General features: G+C 66.3%; 17 protein-coding genes. 11 read left to right on the top strand and 6 right to left on the bottom strand.

Annotation, left to right across the window (positions count from 1 at the left end; all coding sequences use genetic code 11):
- Positions 1-67: 67 nt before the first annotated feature.
- From NO887_RS11170 to NO887_RS11155, 4 genes are all read left to right on the top strand, one after another.
- The gene (locus NO887_RS11170) at positions 68-793 is read left to right on the top strand and encodes a DNA methyltransferase (protein WP_256418365.1); all 726 of its coding nucleotides are present in this window, start codon (positions 68-70) and stop codon (positions 791-793) included.
- Positions 793-1575, top strand: coding sequence for a DNA-methyltransferase (locus NO887_RS11165; RefSeq protein ID WP_256418364.1), 783 nt, complete (start codon positions 793-795; stop codon positions 1573-1575). The genes NO887_RS11170 and NO887_RS11165 overlap by 1 nt, the downstream gene beginning before the upstream one ends.
- 118 nt (positions 1576-1693) lie before the next feature.
- Complete coding sequence (locus tag NO887_RS11160) at positions 1694-2557, top strand: hypothetical protein (protein WP_256418393.1); 864 nt, start codon at positions 1694-1696, stop codon at positions 2555-2557.
- Positions 2558-2674: 117 nt separating this feature from the next.
- Positions 2675-2932: a DUF7561 family protein gene (locus tag NO887_RS11155; RefSeq protein WP_256418363.1), complete on the top strand. Its 258-nt coding sequence runs from the start codon at positions 2675-2677 to the stop codon at positions 2930-2932.
- 33 nt (positions 2933-2965) lie between these two features.
- On the opposite strand, the gene hisB is transcribed toward NO887_RS11155, so the two are convergent.
- The 3 genes from hisB to NO887_RS11140 all read right to left on the bottom strand — a co-directional run bounded on the left by hisB (position 2966) and on the right by NO887_RS11140 (position 5293).
- The gene (gene hisB, locus NO887_RS11150) at positions 2966-3562 is read right to left on the bottom strand and encodes an imidazoleglycerol-phosphate dehydratase HisB (protein WP_256418362.1); all 597 of its coding nucleotides are present in this window, start codon (positions 3560-3562) and stop codon (positions 2966-2968) included.
- Positions 3563-3656: 94 nt separating this feature from the next.
- Entirely contained in the window at positions 3657-4427 is a 771-nt protein-coding gene (gene hisA / locus NO887_RS11145) for a 1-(5-phosphoribosyl)-5-[(5-phosphoribosylamino)methylideneamino]imidazole-4-carboxamide isomerase (protein WP_256418361.1), read from the bottom strand.
- A gap of 122 nt (positions 4428-4549) precedes the next feature.
- Positions 4550-5293, bottom strand: a complete 744-nt coding sequence (locus NO887_RS11140) for an MBL fold metallo-hydrolase (protein WP_256418360.1) — start codon at positions 5291-5293, stop codon at positions 4550-4552.
- Positions 5294-5410: 117 nt separating this feature from the next.
- On the opposite strand from NO887_RS11140, the gene NO887_RS11135 reads away from it, so the two are divergent.
- From NO887_RS11135 to NO887_RS11120, 4 genes are all read left to right on the top strand, one after another.
- Entirely contained in the window at positions 5411-5944 is a 534-nt protein-coding gene (locus tag NO887_RS11135; RefSeq protein WP_256418359.1) for a hypothetical protein, read from the top strand.
- Between the two features lie 81 nt (positions 5945-6025).
- On the top strand, positions 6026-7345 hold the full coding sequence (locus NO887_RS11130) for a thiamine ABC transporter substrate-binding protein (protein WP_256418358.1): 1320 nt from the start codon (positions 6026-6028) through the stop codon (positions 7343-7345).
- Positions 7346-7387: 42 nt separating this feature from the next.
- A complete protein-coding gene (locus tag NO887_RS11125; RefSeq protein WP_256418392.1) occupies positions 7388-9163 on the top strand; it encodes an ABC transporter permease in 1776 nt (591 codons plus the stop codon).
- Entirely contained in the window at positions 9153-10310 is a 1158-nt protein-coding gene (locus NO887_RS11120; protein WP_379812167.1) for an ABC transporter ATP-binding protein, read from the top strand. Before NO887_RS11125 ends, NO887_RS11120 begins: the two co-directional genes overlap by 11 nt.
- 55 nt (positions 10311-10365) lie before the next feature.
- On the opposite strand, the gene NO887_RS11115 is transcribed toward NO887_RS11120, so the two are convergent.
- The 3 genes from NO887_RS11115 to serB all read right to left on the bottom strand — a co-directional run bounded on the left by NO887_RS11115 (position 10366) and on the right by serB (position 13040).
- Complete coding sequence (locus NO887_RS11115) at positions 10366-11424, bottom strand: Brp/Blh family beta-carotene 15,15'-dioxygenase (protein WP_256418356.1); 1059 nt, start codon at positions 11422-11424, stop codon at positions 10366-10368.
- A complete protein-coding gene (locus NO887_RS11110; protein ID WP_256418355.1) occupies positions 11421-12242 on the bottom strand; it encodes a lycopene cyclase domain-containing protein in 822 nt (273 codons plus the stop codon). The genes NO887_RS11115 and NO887_RS11110 overlap by 4 nt, the downstream gene beginning before the upstream one ends.
- Positions 12243-12392: 150 nt before the next feature.
- Positions 12393-13040 carry a phosphoserine phosphatase SerB gene (gene serB, locus NO887_RS11105; RefSeq protein WP_256418354.1) on the bottom strand — a complete coding sequence of 216 codons (648 nt, stop codon included), beginning with the start codon at positions 13038-13040 and terminating at the stop codon, positions 12393-12395.
- An 88-nt stretch (positions 13041-13128) separates the two neighbouring features.
- Between serB and NO887_RS11100 the strand changes: the two genes are divergently transcribed.
- The 3 genes from NO887_RS11100 to yqeC all read left to right on the top strand — a co-directional run bounded on the left by NO887_RS11100 (position 13129) and on the right by yqeC (position 14774).
- Complete coding sequence (locus tag NO887_RS11100; RefSeq protein ID WP_256418353.1) at positions 13129-13317, top strand: DUF7554 family protein; 189 nt, start codon at positions 13129-13131, stop codon at positions 13315-13317.
- Between the two features lie 3 nt (positions 13318-13320).
- Entirely contained in the window at positions 13321-13914 is a 594-nt protein-coding gene (locus NO887_RS11095; RefSeq protein ID WP_256418352.1) for a 2'-5' RNA ligase family protein, read from the top strand.
- Positions 13915-14027: 113 nt separating this feature from the next.
- Positions 14028-14774 carry a selenium cofactor biosynthesis protein YqeC gene (gene yqeC / locus NO887_RS11090; RefSeq protein ID WP_256418391.1) on the top strand — a complete coding sequence of 249 codons (747 nt, stop codon included), beginning with the start codon at positions 14028-14030 and terminating at the stop codon, positions 14772-14774.
- The last annotated feature ends 31 nt before the right edge of the window (positions 14775-14805 follow it).

The following is a 14805-nucleotide window of genomic DNA, read 5'->3' as shown; positions in this document are numbered from 1 at the left end:
GGTGATAAGCTATACATACTTAGATACCTATGCATAGGTAAATACCCACCTACAACGAATGAAAAAGATGAAGCACTCAAGCCCCTCAACAAGAGATGTTACGTGTGAGAAAATGTATCTCATAGACCTCACTGCTACGGTCTCTCACTGCTCGTCGTTAGATGAGGTTTTGAATGAGACCGAAGGTCTCTGGCAGTCACTCTATGATGAAATGTCTCCTGCGGAGACGTTGTGGGTTATTGCACCGAACGAGTACCGTGACGGTCGAATGTGGCCCATCGCAATGGCTACCGCAGATTATGCTCGAGAGGAGACGAATCTCGTGTTGAAGAACACGATCTCGGTCCACCGATGGGACGATCGAGGAGCCGATATGGAAAGTTCGTACGATGAAATTCTCTTCTTTATCAAGGATAAGCGGAAATATCGATTCGAGAAAGACCGTATCCGCATCGAACACGTGTATCAGGGGCACGAATGGGGCGGCAAACGCGAGAAGGGTAACAGTGCCTACCACGACCGGGAAGTCAGCCGATACAACGAGAACGGAAAAGATCCGGGGAACGTTTGGCTCGAAGAAATCCGAACTCAGACAGATAACCAAGAAGTCGACGAGACAGGGCCGATTCAGATGGAGGAAGCCATTCGCCGGTGTATACTCGTCGGTTCAGACGAGGGAGAAACCGTCTCTGTGCTCGGAAGTGGTGACAGGTTCGAAGGAACCATTGAGAATGAAAACCGGATCGTAGAATCATTCGGCATTGAGACGTTCCGTGAAGAGGTCGTGAACTGATGCCGAATCTCAAATCTTACACCGGGTTGGAGGTTCACTGGGGATCCAGTGAAGAGATGGATGCAGTTGAAGATAATTCGGTTCAATCAGTAATTTGTTCTCCGCCGTACTGGAATCTAAAAGACTACGGGCACGATGAGCAGATCGGCACAAGTGACGAGTCATATGACCGATACCACGACCGGATGCAGAAGGTCTGGAGCGAGTGCTATGATAAACTCGCTGACAATGGGTCGATGTGGATTGTCGTTGACACAGTAATGGACAAAGGCGACCTCCAACTGCTACCGTATCATATTGCAGAGCGGGCCCAAGAGGTTGGATTTATACTCCAAGATCTGATCACGTGGTACAAGCCGACGGCTATTGCAGGGATGACTGAACGCAATGTTGTGAATAAGAAGGAGTACATTGTCTACCTCTCGAAGAACAAGAAACACAAGTTCAGAGAAGAACGGGGAGAAAATAGCTCGGAAGACCCCGCTGTGGAGAACAACCACCGACTCGGCAACCTATGGCGACACCCCGTTAAGCGTGGGTCTATAGGGACGAACGTTCTCCACAAAGCACCGTATCCCATCTCGCTCATCAACCGACTCGTACAGGTTTCCACGAACGAGGGAGATGTGGTCCTTGACCCGTTCTTCGGAAGTGGTACGACTGCCTACTCAGCTCTTGAACTCGGACGGAAGTGTATCGGGTACGAGCTGAATGAGGAGTTCGAAAGCGTCATACGAGAGCGGTTGACTCCGATTCAACAGCGTTCCTTAGCCGAGTTCTGACCTCCTCTACCCTGTTTCCTACATTGCCGTGATGCTCAGTAATAGGTAGGATTTCACCTATATATTGCCGTTTGCAGAGTTATTGTTTATTTTGGCTGAATCTCCCCACTGTTATGTGATGAACGACTCTTGGGCTGACGTTTTCGGATTTACTGACTTAGGCACTGAAGACCGCGAAGAAACTCTTGAAGAAGTAAAGCAATTGGTAGAGAACCTCCACCAAGAACACCCAGAAGTATTCGACAGCGAGTCAATCTCACCACAGGACTACAACCGGGAGCTACGCGATGCAATCTTTTCGCTAGGTGGAAAGTACCGACAGGGCCACGGTGCGGACAACGAAGATATTGTTCGAGACGTGTTCCTCACACCTGCTGAGAAACAAGGCAAACTCTCGTTCGTCGACCAGCGAGGGAGCGAACGAATTGACTTCAAAGGTCGACTTGCCGACACTGGCGAAACTTTTGCACTGGACGTAAAAGGGGGAGAAGGGCAATCAATCGGACATCTTCTTGTTCCAAACAATACCGAAACGCTCCTATTCTGGTCGGAACGGAATGCCAGAAACACGAAATCACCCCCATCAAGGCTGAATGAGGTAATTAACCGAGCAGTTCGATGGGGATTCAATCAATCGGAGGATCCGAGCTACATGGTAATTCGAGACCCTCCTGCAGGCGCTGTCACGGAAGACGGGAGCGTTATCCCGGATGTGGTTGTCTTCCCCGAACAGTTTCCGACACCGTCACACCCAGACCCTCAGCTCCCTGACCTCGACGACCTCCACTTTGCCGAGGTCTTGTTTGATGTACTAACCGGCATTGGAGACCTCGAAGAAGATACTATCAAAAAGCACATCTGGTGGCACGATCTCACCTACACAGACGGTACAATTAACAAAGAGATCTGGAACGCGTACGATGAGGATATCACACTCACCACGCGTTCAATCGAATATTCACGCATCTCGGATGTTTCGTGATCGTTCGCAGAGCTCGCGCCACGCAGTTTCATGGGAACCGTACGGAGGTCGGAGCGAGGATCAATCGATGACCAGAGAAGCCGATACGCATTACCGCTCGGAGCCGCTAGCCGGGGCATGGCCTCGGAGTCGTGTGACGTCTGTGAGCGGTCCGTTCGGATCGCCGGCGGTATCGGCGACCTGTGGAACTTCGCGTTTGAATCGACGCAGGGGTACACCGTCGAACTGACCGACGGCTCCGAGTTCTTCCTGTGTTTCGACTGCATGGACCGGCTGCCGGACGACCGCGAGCCGACCGCCGAGGACGTGACCGATCTCCGCGAGCGGACCGATCCCGTCGACGACGACGGGAACCACTTCTGGCACTGGCGGTGAGCGACGGCCGCGTTGCCTGCGTCGGCCGGCCGACTACAGTTCCCCTTTCGTGCTCGGCGTGTCGCTCCGTCGCTCGTCGAGCCGGGTGGCGTCGTCGAGCGCGCGCGCGAGCGCCTTGAACAGCGCCTCGACCTCGTGGTGGGCGTTGTCGCCGCGCTCGATTTCGGCGTGGAGCGTGAGCCCCGCGTTGTGCGCTAACGATAGCGCGACGTGGTCGGCCATGACGCTCGTGAACTCGCCGATCGATTCCTGCGAAAACTCGCCCGTAAACTCGTAGTAAGGCCGCCCCGCGACATCGACGACGACGCTCGCGACGGCTTCGTCGAGCGGGACCCGTCGGTCGGCGTAGCGCCGGATTCCGCGCTTGTCGCCGAGCGCCTCGTCGAACGCCTCGCCGAGGCAGATCGCCACGTCCTCGACGGTGTGGTGGTCGTCGATGTGGGTGTCCCCGTCGCAGTCGACGGTCAGGTCGAACAGCCCGTGTTTCGCGAACGATTCGAGCATGTGGTCGTAAAAGCCGATCCCGGTGTCGACCTCGCTGTCGCCGTCGCCGTCGATCGCGAGGGTGAGGTCGATCGTCGTCTCGGCCGTCTCGCGGGAGACCGCCGCGACGCGGTCGTGGTCGCTCATACCCCACCGTCGGCGGGCACTCTTAAGGGGATTGCGGGTGGGGAGAGTGTCGCGTAGGAGTTCGCTAAGACGGATCGAACGGCCGGAGGAGTGATCAGGCGTCGTCTGCGGCCGCCTGCGCCGCTCGCAGCGTGAACGCCCCCTCGTAGAGCGCGGTGCCGACGACGACCGCGGCCGCGCCCGCCGCCTTCAGCGCGACCACGTCGTCGATCGACGCGACGCCGCCCGAGGCGATAACCGGGATGTCGACCGCCTCGACGACATTCTCGACCGCGGTGCGGTCGATCCCCGCCAGCTGGCCCTCCACGTCGACGTTCGTGAAGAGGATAGCGCCCGCCCCGAGATCCTCGTAGCGCGCGGCCGCCTCGGCCGGGTCGAGGCCGGTCCCCTCGGTCCACCCGCTCACGACGACCTCGCCGTCTTTCGCGTCGAGGCTCACGACCACGCTGTCGGGGTGGGTCTCGTCGATCGCAGCGACGATCTCGGGCGACTCGACCGCCGCAGTGCCCAGTATCACGCGGTCGAGTCCGAGATCGAGGAGGTCGCGGGCGTCGGCGGCGGTGCGGATGCCGCCGCCGAGTTGGAGGCCAACCGCGCCGTCGCTGTCCGTATCCCCGTCCCGCGCGCCGCCGACCGTCTCCACGACCGCTTCGATCGCGTCGGCGTTGACGCGATCGCCCTCGAACGCGCCGTCGAGGTCGACGAGGTGGAGCGTCTCGGCCCCCGCGTCGATCCAGCGCTCCGCGGCCTCGACGGGGTCGCCGTACCGCTTGCCAGTGCCGCGCTCGCCGCCGACCAGCTGGACGACTTCGCCGTCCTGCACGTCGACCGCGGGAATCACCTCGAACTCGGGGAAATGGCTCATACGGAGCCGGAGTGGCGGACGGCGATTAAACCGGTCGATCTCGGACCTCGTAGTCGTCTTCGTCCGAAGGTCGTAGTCGTCTTCGCTCGGATCTCGCAGCCGCCCTCGCGGGTCGATCCCGATCAGATATTGACGGTCATCCCGTCGGTCGCGCACTCGTGGTCGACCTCGTCGAGGCGATCGAACATCGTGGTGCTCATGTGCGTCAGAATGGTCCGGTCGGCGTCGATATCGGGCTCGTGCTCTCGGAAGGTCGTGTACGACATGTGATAGGGGATGTCGGCGTCGAAGGCGTACGCCTCGCAGACGAACAGATCCGCGCCCGCGGCGGCGTCGACGAGGTCGTCGACCCACGCCGTGTCGCCGGAGTAGGTGATCGTCGCGTCGTCGACCTCGACGCGGAGGGCGTAGGAGGGGTCGCCGCTCGGATGATCGGCCGGGTACGGCTGCACCTCGATTCCGTCGACGTTCGTCGCCGTTCCGGGTTCAATCTCGATGAACTCGATCTCGAACGCCTGATCGACTTCAGAGAGACCGGGGAACATCACTTCCATCGCGTCTGTGACCCGCGATTCGGTGCCGGGCGGGCCGACGATCGTGAGCGGCTCGGTCCGCTCGGAGGCGAACTGGGCGTCGAGGACGAAGAAGGGGATGCCACAGAAGTGGTCGCCGTGGAGGTGAGTGAGGAGGATCGTCCCGATCTCGTTGCGGTCCAACCCGTAGCGGTTCATCTCGGAGAGCGCCGACGCCCCGCAGTCGACGAGCAGGCGCGTCGAACCGGTGTCGACGTGGATGCTGGTCTGGAGCCGTCCGCCGGTGCCGAGCGGGTCGCCGGTGCCGAGAAATCTGACCGTCGTCTCGTCCATGCCGACGGGAGACCGTCGGCGTGCAAATAGCTGTCTGTCCCCGTGAATTCCGGTCACGCGGTGTGATTTCCTACGCGATGCCCAAATCTCCAAATACTTCGGCCGCGATATGGCCGTATGGCATCAACTATCGTTCGGATCGGGGTTGCGCTCCTCGTCGCGGTCGCGCTCGTCGGCGGCGGGGCGTCCGTCGCGGCGCAGTCGGACGGCCAGTCGGCCGACCAGCCGGCGTGGGCCGACGACCTCTTCGACGACATGGAGGGGATGCAGTCGCAGTACAACAACTTCATCGGCGAAGCCGAGATGAGCACCGCCGAGCGACAGGTGTTCAACCGGATCAAGGGGAACACGATCAACGTCTACATCGTCGAGACGGACGTGGTGTTCTCCTTCCGGATGGCCAGCGACGGGACGATCACGGAACTCGAACAGTCGCGGAACGACGACGCGGACCTCAAGATGCTCATGACTCGCGAGACGGCGGAGTCGCTCGCGACGAGCGAGAACCCCGTGCCGGGGTTCGTCCAGAGCGTTCGGAACGGTGAGCGAACGAACGGCACGGTGGAGGGGATCGTCATCACCGGCGAGGACGGGAAGGTCGTGAAGCAGGTGACGTGGGGCGTGATAAACGCGGTCAAGGGGTTCTTCTGAGCGGCTGACCGCGACGCTCGTCGCGCTCGTCTCGGAACGACACGAACCGCTTTTATAACTACTCGGTGTGATTACTCGGTAATGACCGACGATGCGACGACTGACGGTCGCGGTTCCGCACTCCGTGATTCCGCCGGTGACGCCGATCGTGACTCCGCCGATCGTGACGCAACCGGCCGGGACTCAGCCGGCGATACCACCCGACCGCACACCCGCCGTCGGGTTCTCGCGCTCGGCGGGGCGGCGGGGGCCGTCGCACTCGCGGGATGTAGTGCCGAGCGGACAGGCGACGGCGGCGACGGGGACGGATCGGACGGAAGTGACGACGGGAGCGGCGACGGCGGCGACGGCGAGGACGGCACGGACGGCGAGGACGCAGACGACGAGGACGAGACGCCGACGCTCACCGTCGCGACGTACACCAACTTCATCGACGCACCGTCGGTGAGTCCGGGCGAGTGGCTCAAGGAGACGTTCGAGAGCCGGTTCGACGCCACGCTGGAGTGGGCGACACCCGACAACGAGATCAACCACTACATCGAGCGCGCGGACTCCGGCGTCGACGTCGACGCCGACGTGTACGTCGGCCTCACCACCGAGGACCTGGTGCGGATCGACGACGAGCTCGACGACGGACTGTTCGCGGAGGCGGGCGATATCGAGGGGATCGAGACTGTCCGCGACGGGCTGTCGTTCGACCCGTTCGACCGCGCCGTCCCCTTCGACACCGGCTACGTGAGCCTCGTGTACGACGGGACCGAGACCGAGGCCCCGGCGACCTTCGAGGGTCTGCTCGACCCCGAACACGCGGGCGCGCTCATCGCGCAGAATCCGGGCTCGTCCGCGACCGGCCGCGCGTTCCTCCTCCACACGGTCGACCGATTCGGCGACGGGCCGGACGGTGCCGTCGAGGGCGAGGACGGCGACCCCGACTACGACTACCTCGACTACTGGGCCGATCTGCAAGACAACGACGTTCGGGTGCTTGGGTCGTGGGACGATGCCTACACCGCTTGGAGCAACGGCGAGGCACCCATGGTCGTCTCCTACTCGACCGACCAAGTGTTCGCGGACATGGAGGGAGCAGACCTCGAGGAACACCAGATCCGGTTCCTGAACGATCAGGCGTACGCGACGCCGGAGGGGATGGCCGTCTTCGCCGGGACCGATACGCCGGAGCTCGCCCGGGAGTTCGTGTCGTTCATGCTCGAACCGGAAGTCCAAGGCGAGATCGCCCAGCGGAACGTCGCGTTTCCCGCGACCGAGGACGCCGAACTCCCCGCCGACTACGCCGAGCTCGCACAGGAGCCGGCGGACCCGGTGACGTTCACCTACGACGAGCTGCGGGGCTCGGTCGACGGGTGGATCTCTGAGTGGGAACGACAGTTCGTCGATAACTGAGGTCGCACCGTGAGCAACCGTCGACGCGACCGGCGCGACGTGATGGGAGCCCTCTCCGACCGCCTCGAAGGGCGACTGTTGACGCTGCTCGCGGTGGCGACGAGCGCCACGCTCGTTCTCGCCTTCTACTACCCCGTCGGCACCGTCCTCATCGAGGCGGTTCGAGTCGACGGCGTCGTCACCCTCGGCGTGTTCGCCGAGCTGCTGCGTGACCCCTTCTACTTCGGCGAGGCCGCGCGGCTGTTCGCCGGCGAGTCGCCGGTCGCCGTCGCTCGCGCGTTCCTCTCGCCGGACCGACGTCTTGGGATCGTCGGCTTCACCGCGTATCAGGCCGCGCTGTCGACGGTCGCGAGCGTCGCGCTCGGGCTCCCGGCGGCGTATCTACTCGCGCGCTTCGAGTTCCCCGGCCGGCGGACGGTCCGGTCGCTGACGATCGTGCCGTTCGTGCTCCCGTCGATCATGGTCGCGGTCGGCTTCGTCGCCACGTTCGGCCGCAACGGGACCCTCAACGCGGTGCTCGGCGCGCTCGGGTTGCCCGCGGTCGACCTGCTTTTTACGCTCGAAGCGATCGTGGTCGCTCACGCCTTCTACAACGCGCCGCTCGTGGCGCGGGTGACGACCGCGGCGTGGGAGTCGGTCGACGCCCGCGCGGTCGAGACGGCGCGGAGCCTCGGCGCGGGGCCGGTGCGGGCCTTCGTCGACGTGGTCGCGCCGCAGGTGTACCCGGCGGTGCTGACGGGCGCGGCGCTCACGTTCGTGTTCACGTTCGGCACCTTCCCCATCGTGCTCGCGCTCGGCGGGTTCCAGCTCGCGACCGTCGAGGTGTTCGTCTACCGGCTCGTTCGCGACCTGAGCTACGCCGAGGCTGCCGCGCTCGCGCTCGTCGAACTCGTCATCTCACTCGGCGTCCTGCTCGCGTACCTCCGGTACGAGGCGCGTCACACGGTCCGTTCGCGGGGGGCGCGACCGCTCCCTCGCAGGTCGCTGCTGCCGGCGACGCCGACCGCCCGCGAGTGGCTGCCGCGAGTCGGGCTCGCGGCCTACGTCGTCGTCGCCGCGCTCGTCTTTCTCGCGCCCATCGCGTCGATGATCCTCGCGAGCGTGACGGGCGGCGACGGCGCGCTCACGCTCGAACACTACCGCTTCCTCGCCGCGCGTCAGCAGACGGGCGCGGCGTTTCAGGTCCGACCGTGGCCCGCGATCCGCAACTCGCTCGCGTTCGGGGTCGGGGCGACGCTCCTCGCGGTGCCGATGGGCGTCGTCGTCGCCGTGTTGACGACGCGCCGCTACCGCGGCCGGAAGTTGGTGGACGCCGCCGCGATGGCTCCGCTCGCGGTTTCCGGTATCGTCGTCGGCCTCGGCCTGCTCCGCGGGCTCGTCTTCGGCGTGGAGGTGGCGGGGTGGCGGATCACCGCGTCCGGCGCGGTCGCAATCGTCGTCGCGCACGCGGTGGCGGGCTACCCGTTCGTCGTTCGGACGGTCGCGCCCGGACTGGAGGGGCTCGATCGGTCGCTCGTCGAGTCGGCGCGCGCGCTCGGCGCGTCTCGGGTGCGGGCGCTTCGCGACATCGAACTGCCGCTCGTGTGGCCGGCCGTCGTCGCCGGCGCGGCGTTCGCGTTCGCCATCTCTATCGGCGAGTTCACCGCGACGGTCGTGCTCGCAACGGGAGGCGACGTGTACACGATGCCGATCGCCATCGAACGCTTCATCGGCCGTCGGCTCGGACCGGCGACCGCAATGGGCGTCGTCCTGCTCGTCGTCACCGGCTGCAGCTTCGTCGTCATCGAGCGGCTCGGAGGTGAGAGCCGTGGGCTCTGAACGGGACCTCCGCCCCGACGACCCGGTCGCGGTCGCGCTCGACGGCGTCACCAAGCGATACGGCGAGACAGCCGCGGTCGACGACGTGAGCCTCCGAGTTCGCGAGGGTGAGTTTTTCACCCTCGTTGGCCCCTCCGGCTGCGGGAAGACCACGACCCTCCGGCTGATCGCGGGGTTCGAGGCCACGACTGAGGGGACGGTGCGGTTCGGCGGCGAGTCGGTCGCGGGCGTCCCTCCCGAAGACCGCGACGTTGGCGTCGTCTTCCAGAACTACGCGCTGTTCCCGCACATGACCGTGGGCGAGAACGTCGCGTACGGGCTCAAATTCGCCGATCCGCCCGGCGGCGTAACCCGGGCAGAGCGTGTCGCGGAGCTGCTAGAGCTTGTCGACCTCCCGGACGCCGCCGACCGCGACCCAGAGAGCCTCTCCGGCGGACAGAAACAGCGCGTCGCGATGGCGCGGGCGCTCGCTCCCGGGCCCGACGTGCTCCTCTTGGACGAGCCGATGAGCGCGCTCGACGCGCGACTCCGCGAGCGGCTCCGCGTGCAGGTCCGAGAGATTCAGTCCGAACTGGGAATCACTACGATCTACGTCACTCACGACCAAGAGGAGGCGCTGGCGATATCGGACCGCGTCGCCGTGATGGCCGGCGGCACGCCGGAGCAGGTCGCGCCGCCCCAGACGGTGTACCGCGAGCCCGCAACGCGGTTCGTCGCCGAGTTCGTCGGCGACAACAACGTGTTCACGGGACGGGTCGTCGACGCGACCGGCGAGGCCGACGACCTCGCCGCCGGCGACCGCGACGAGCCCACGGGCAACGGCGACGCAGACGACTCAGACCCGGTCGGGATCGACGTCGACGGCGAGCGGTTCCGGATCGGTCTCGGCGACCGCGCCGGGGAGTCTCCTGCGCCCGGCGACCGACTCACCGTCTGCGTCCGGCCCGAAGATCTGCGGATCGACGGTGAACGGAATCGGCTCACCGGAACCGTCGAGAGCGCGGAGTTCCTCGGCGAGACGACGCGGATGACGCTCGACTGGCGCGGACGCGAGGTCGTCGTTCGAGCGCGCGACCCGCTCTCCGGCGACGTGACCGTCGGGTTCGATCCCGCAGACGCACACGTGATCGGCGTCGAGACGGAGTGAGCGTCGACCGATCGCGATGCGAGCGCCGGGTGCCGCGCCGATTATCTGGTGCCGCTCACCCGAACGGCCCCGAGCGCCACAGGCCCTGTCGGCGGTCGAGCCATGCGACGACCGCGACGTGCGGGAGCGTCAGCGCCGCGATGGCGACGAGCGACACCGCGAGCGCGTCGCCGGGAGAGACCGTGCCGGCGGCCACCTCCGGCCCCCGCGGAACCGCCAGCCCGACGGCAGCCACCACGAGAAACCCGCCGAGCGTGAGCGGCGCGGCGTCGCGTGCGAACCGGGCGAGCGCGCCTCGCAGATCGCCGGCCGCGACCGCGCCGGCGGCCGCCGGGTCCAGCAGGACGAGGCGACTGACGTGCCGGAGCGAGTGCCACAGCGCGAAGTACACGCCGATCGCGAACACCGGCGCTGCGAGGAGGAACCACGCCCACAGGAGAGCAACCTCGCCGGCGTCGCGGAGCCATCCGCGGCGATCGGCCCCGCCGCGGACCCGGACGTATCCCGCGCCGATCGACGCGAACGTCGCCGTGACCATGATAATCGCGACGACGGTTCGCACGGCGGGGGCGAAAAGCGGATCGACCGCGGCCGACGCGGCCGCGTCCGCGAGGAAGAGCCCGACGGTCCATTCGGCGACAAGCCGGTACTCGTCCGGATGCGCGAGGAGGGGGACGGCCATCGGTAGCCCGCCTCGGACCGCCGCTGCGAGGCCGCGCTCGGCCGTTGTTGGGAGGTGCTCGACGCCGGCTAGCGCGAGCATTGCGATATCTCCCTGCCCCCAGTGGATCCACGTGAGTGCGACGAATCCGACGAACGCGGCCACAGGTGCGACCGCGAATCCCAGAACGACTGCCCCGCCGAATACGGCGTAGACGCCGCCGACGGCCGCAAACGACCGGCGGGGGGAGACGCCGGCCGCGCGCAGCGGAACGAGGTGGTCGACCGCGCCGTGGGCCATCCCGACTGCAAGCGTGGCGAGCGCGAACACGGCAACGCCGACCTCGACCGGAAAGAGGGGAGTCGCCGCTCCGACCGGGAGCAGCGCCGCGAGCGCGAGCGCAGGCGACCGGGCGAACCAGCGGTCGACCCGGGAACGGATGGGGTCCGTCATCTGTCGTCGATCGGATCGGAGACCGGGCGCGTCGTGGGATTCGCTGGGTCCGACGGCTCGCCGAGCACGGAATCGTCGACCGCGCTTCGCCGGTCGCGCCAGTCGAGCGCCCACTCGAACAGCACGATCCCGTTGACGGTCATCAGGCCGGCCGCGACGAAGAAGGCCATCTCTTCGATCGGGAGCCCGAAGACGGCGACCCCGGTCGTGAACTCGGTCGAGATGCGCCACGTTCCGACGCCGATCGCGATCCGGTCTGTGACCCAGAAGTACGCCGCAGGCAGGAGCGTCGCCGGGAGCCAGACGCGGGACGTGCGGACGAGATAGCCGCCGCCGACGCCCCACTGGAGCGCGAACACCGGACCGACCCACGCGAGCAGACCGCCGAGGTAGAGGAATCGATCGCCGACCCCGACGAGCCACAGCCCGAGCGGGACGAGTGCGAGCCCGACCGCGACGCCGACAGCGCGGGGGAGCCGATCGAAGTCGCCCTCGCGGTACGCCGGGTCGAAGCCGAGTCGGTGGCACGCGAGCGCGACGGCGACCGTCTGGATCGCGAAGAAGAGGTACTCGCCGAGCGGGATCGACAGCGCCCGGACGAGCACCGCGCCGCCGGCGTACGACCACGCGCCGCGACGGATCATGTGGTGTATCCACGGCGTCGTGTACGCGTACGCGATGGCGACGAGGACCGCGATCCCGGCGGCCGCGCGGCGGCGACGGACCCCGGTGTACCGGGGCGCGACGCGCCACAGGACCGCGATCAGCGGGAGGCTGAAAACGAGGTGGAACTGGAGGTACGTCAGCGTCGGGAGCACCGCACCACCTCGATCGAACCGGTCATGGGCGGAAATTCGGACAGACGGCTGTTAAGCTCCCCGCCCAAATTATCTCTGCCGGATCTGGCGGAGTCGTCACACGCCGAACCGACCGTCTCGGGCCGGGTCGGCACGCGTCGAACCGGCGACTCAGGCCGACGCGGACAGCACGCCGCGGTCTTCGAGCACCGTCCCGAGCCCGGACATGGAGTCGACGACGGTATCACAGACGGGGCGGACCGCCTCCTTGGGGACGAAGCCGACCGCGAGCCCCGCGACCTCTAGCATCGGGAGGTCGTTGGCACCGTCGCCGACCGCGACGGTCGACTCCATCGGATAACCGAGGTCGTCCGCGAGAGCCGCCAGCGCGTCGTCTTTGGTCCCTTCGATCAGCGGTCCGTCGGCGTCACCGGTGAGTTTCCCGCCCGACATCGGCAGCCGGTTCGCGACGATCGTGTCAGCCTCGACGCCCGCCTTCGCCAGCGCGCGCTCGACGCCGCGCTCGAACCCGCCGGTGAGCACCGCGACGTGGTGACCGTCGGCCTGCAGCCGCTCGATCAAGTCGCCCGCGCCCGCCCGGAGAGTCACGTCGCCGAAGGCGGCCTCGACCGCTTCCGCGTCGAGTCCGCCGAGCAGCTCCGCGCGATTGTAGAGGCTCTCGGCGTAGCTCAGTTCGTCGTTCATCGCCCGCTCCGTGATCGCTGCGACCTCGTCGGCGACGCCCGCACGCCCGGCAAGCAGAACCGTCATCTCCGAGTCCGAGAGCGTGCCATCGAAGTCGAACGCGATGAGACTCATGCTCGACCGTCGGCGGGGAAGGGTTTTGTAACCGCGTGATCCGCGACGCGCCGATGGGATTTTCCGCGGCGGCCGCGTCCGCTTTGGTATGGACCGCGCAAACATCGATGTTGACGACCTCCTGAAGGTGATCTTCGCGCTCGTGATCGTGTGGCTTCTCTTGGAGGTCCTCGGGATCGTGTTGAATCTGACGTTCGCGCTGTTGGACGCGCTTCCGATGATCGTCGCCGTCGCGATCATCGTCCTGATCGCGTTACGGCTCACCGACCGGCTCTGAGGCGTGTTCAGCCTCAACGTCCCGATTCCTCTCGCGGTGGGGCGACTCGCGAGCGATCTCCACCCGAAACTCTCGGGGTTCGATCGCGTCCGCGACCGCCACACCCTCGTCTGCAAGCGGTTCGGCGTCGCGGACGTGGCGGAGCGGACCGACGAGAACGTGACGGTGGGGCCCGACGCGGACCCGGCCGGCGTCGAGGCGGACGACGCCCGGCCGCCGCGACCGGTCGCGCTCGATCGGCTCCGCGAGCGACTCCGCCGGCCGCTCGCCGGAACGTCCCCCTTTCGGGTCGCGGTGACCGGGGTTGACACCTTCGACGCCCCCGCCTCGGGAGCGAGGCCGGTGGTCTACCTCACGATCGAGAGCGACGGACTCGTCCGTCTCCACCGCCGACTGTGTGCCGTCTTCGGGCCGATCGAGGGGATCGAAGGCGACGACTACGTCCCCCACGTCACGCTGGCGCGAGGCGGGAACCCCGATCCGGGTGTCGTCGCCGACCTCCTCGCGAGCGAGTTCGAGCCGATCCGGTGGCGGGTCCACGCGCTCGACGTGTGGGATCCGGAGGTCCGGGAGGTTGCTGCGACCATGGACCTGTGAGCGACCGGCGCGGCAGGGACGCGTCGATCCGGTCGCCGGCGTCGGCGTCGCGACCGACCGCCAGAGTGAGGCTTCCGGGGACCGAAATCGACGCCATGGGTGACGCCGACGCGATGGATCTAACGACCGCGCTCGACGCCCGCGACGCGACCGTCTGCGTCGTCGGCGCGGGCGGCAAGAAGTCGACGCTGTTCGCGCTCGCCGACCGGCTGTATCGTCCGGTGGTGACCGCTAGCGTCCGCATCCCGATATTCGACGACCGGGTCGCGACGGTGCGAGTGACCGACGATCCGCTCGCCGCACTCGCCGAGGCGGGGGCGGACGACTGGCCGCTCGGGCTGGTACCCGAGCGGGACCGGTCCGACCGCTACCTCGGGTACGACGCCGACACGGTCGCCGCGATCGCCGACGACGCGCCGGGCGCGACGCTCGTGAAGGCCGACGGCGCGCGCCTCCGCGAGTTCAAAGCGCCCGACGACCGGGAGCCGCAGATCCCGGCGAACGCGGACAGGGTCGTCCCGATCGCGAGCGCGCACGTCGTGGGCGAGCCGCTCTCGGAGGATCTCGTGCATCGACCGGAGCGCGTCGCCGACATCACCGGCCGGGGGCTCGGCGAGGCGATCCGACCCGCGGATGTCGCGGCCGTGCTCGCGAGTCCCGACGGTGGTCTGAAGGGCGTCCCCGAGGAGGCGACCGCGATCCCGGTCGTGAACAAGGTCGACGACGAGGCGGACGCGGCCGCGGCCCGGGAGATCGCTGAGGGGGTCGTCGACCGCGCCGACGTGCCCCGGGTCCTGCTCACTCGACTCGTCGAGGCGGAGGGGCCCGCGGACGACCCGGTCGTCGAGGTCGTCGAATAGCCGATTCGCGGGTCCGCGGTCGACGGGAGCG

Source organism: Halorubrum laminariae, assembly GCF_024494655.1.
Lineage (GTDB): Archaea > Halobacteriota > Halobacteria > Halobacteriales > Haloferacaceae > Halorubrum > Halorubrum laminariae.
Note: the sequence above shows the minus strand (reverse complement) of the source record. Positions and strands in the feature narration are given on the sequence as shown.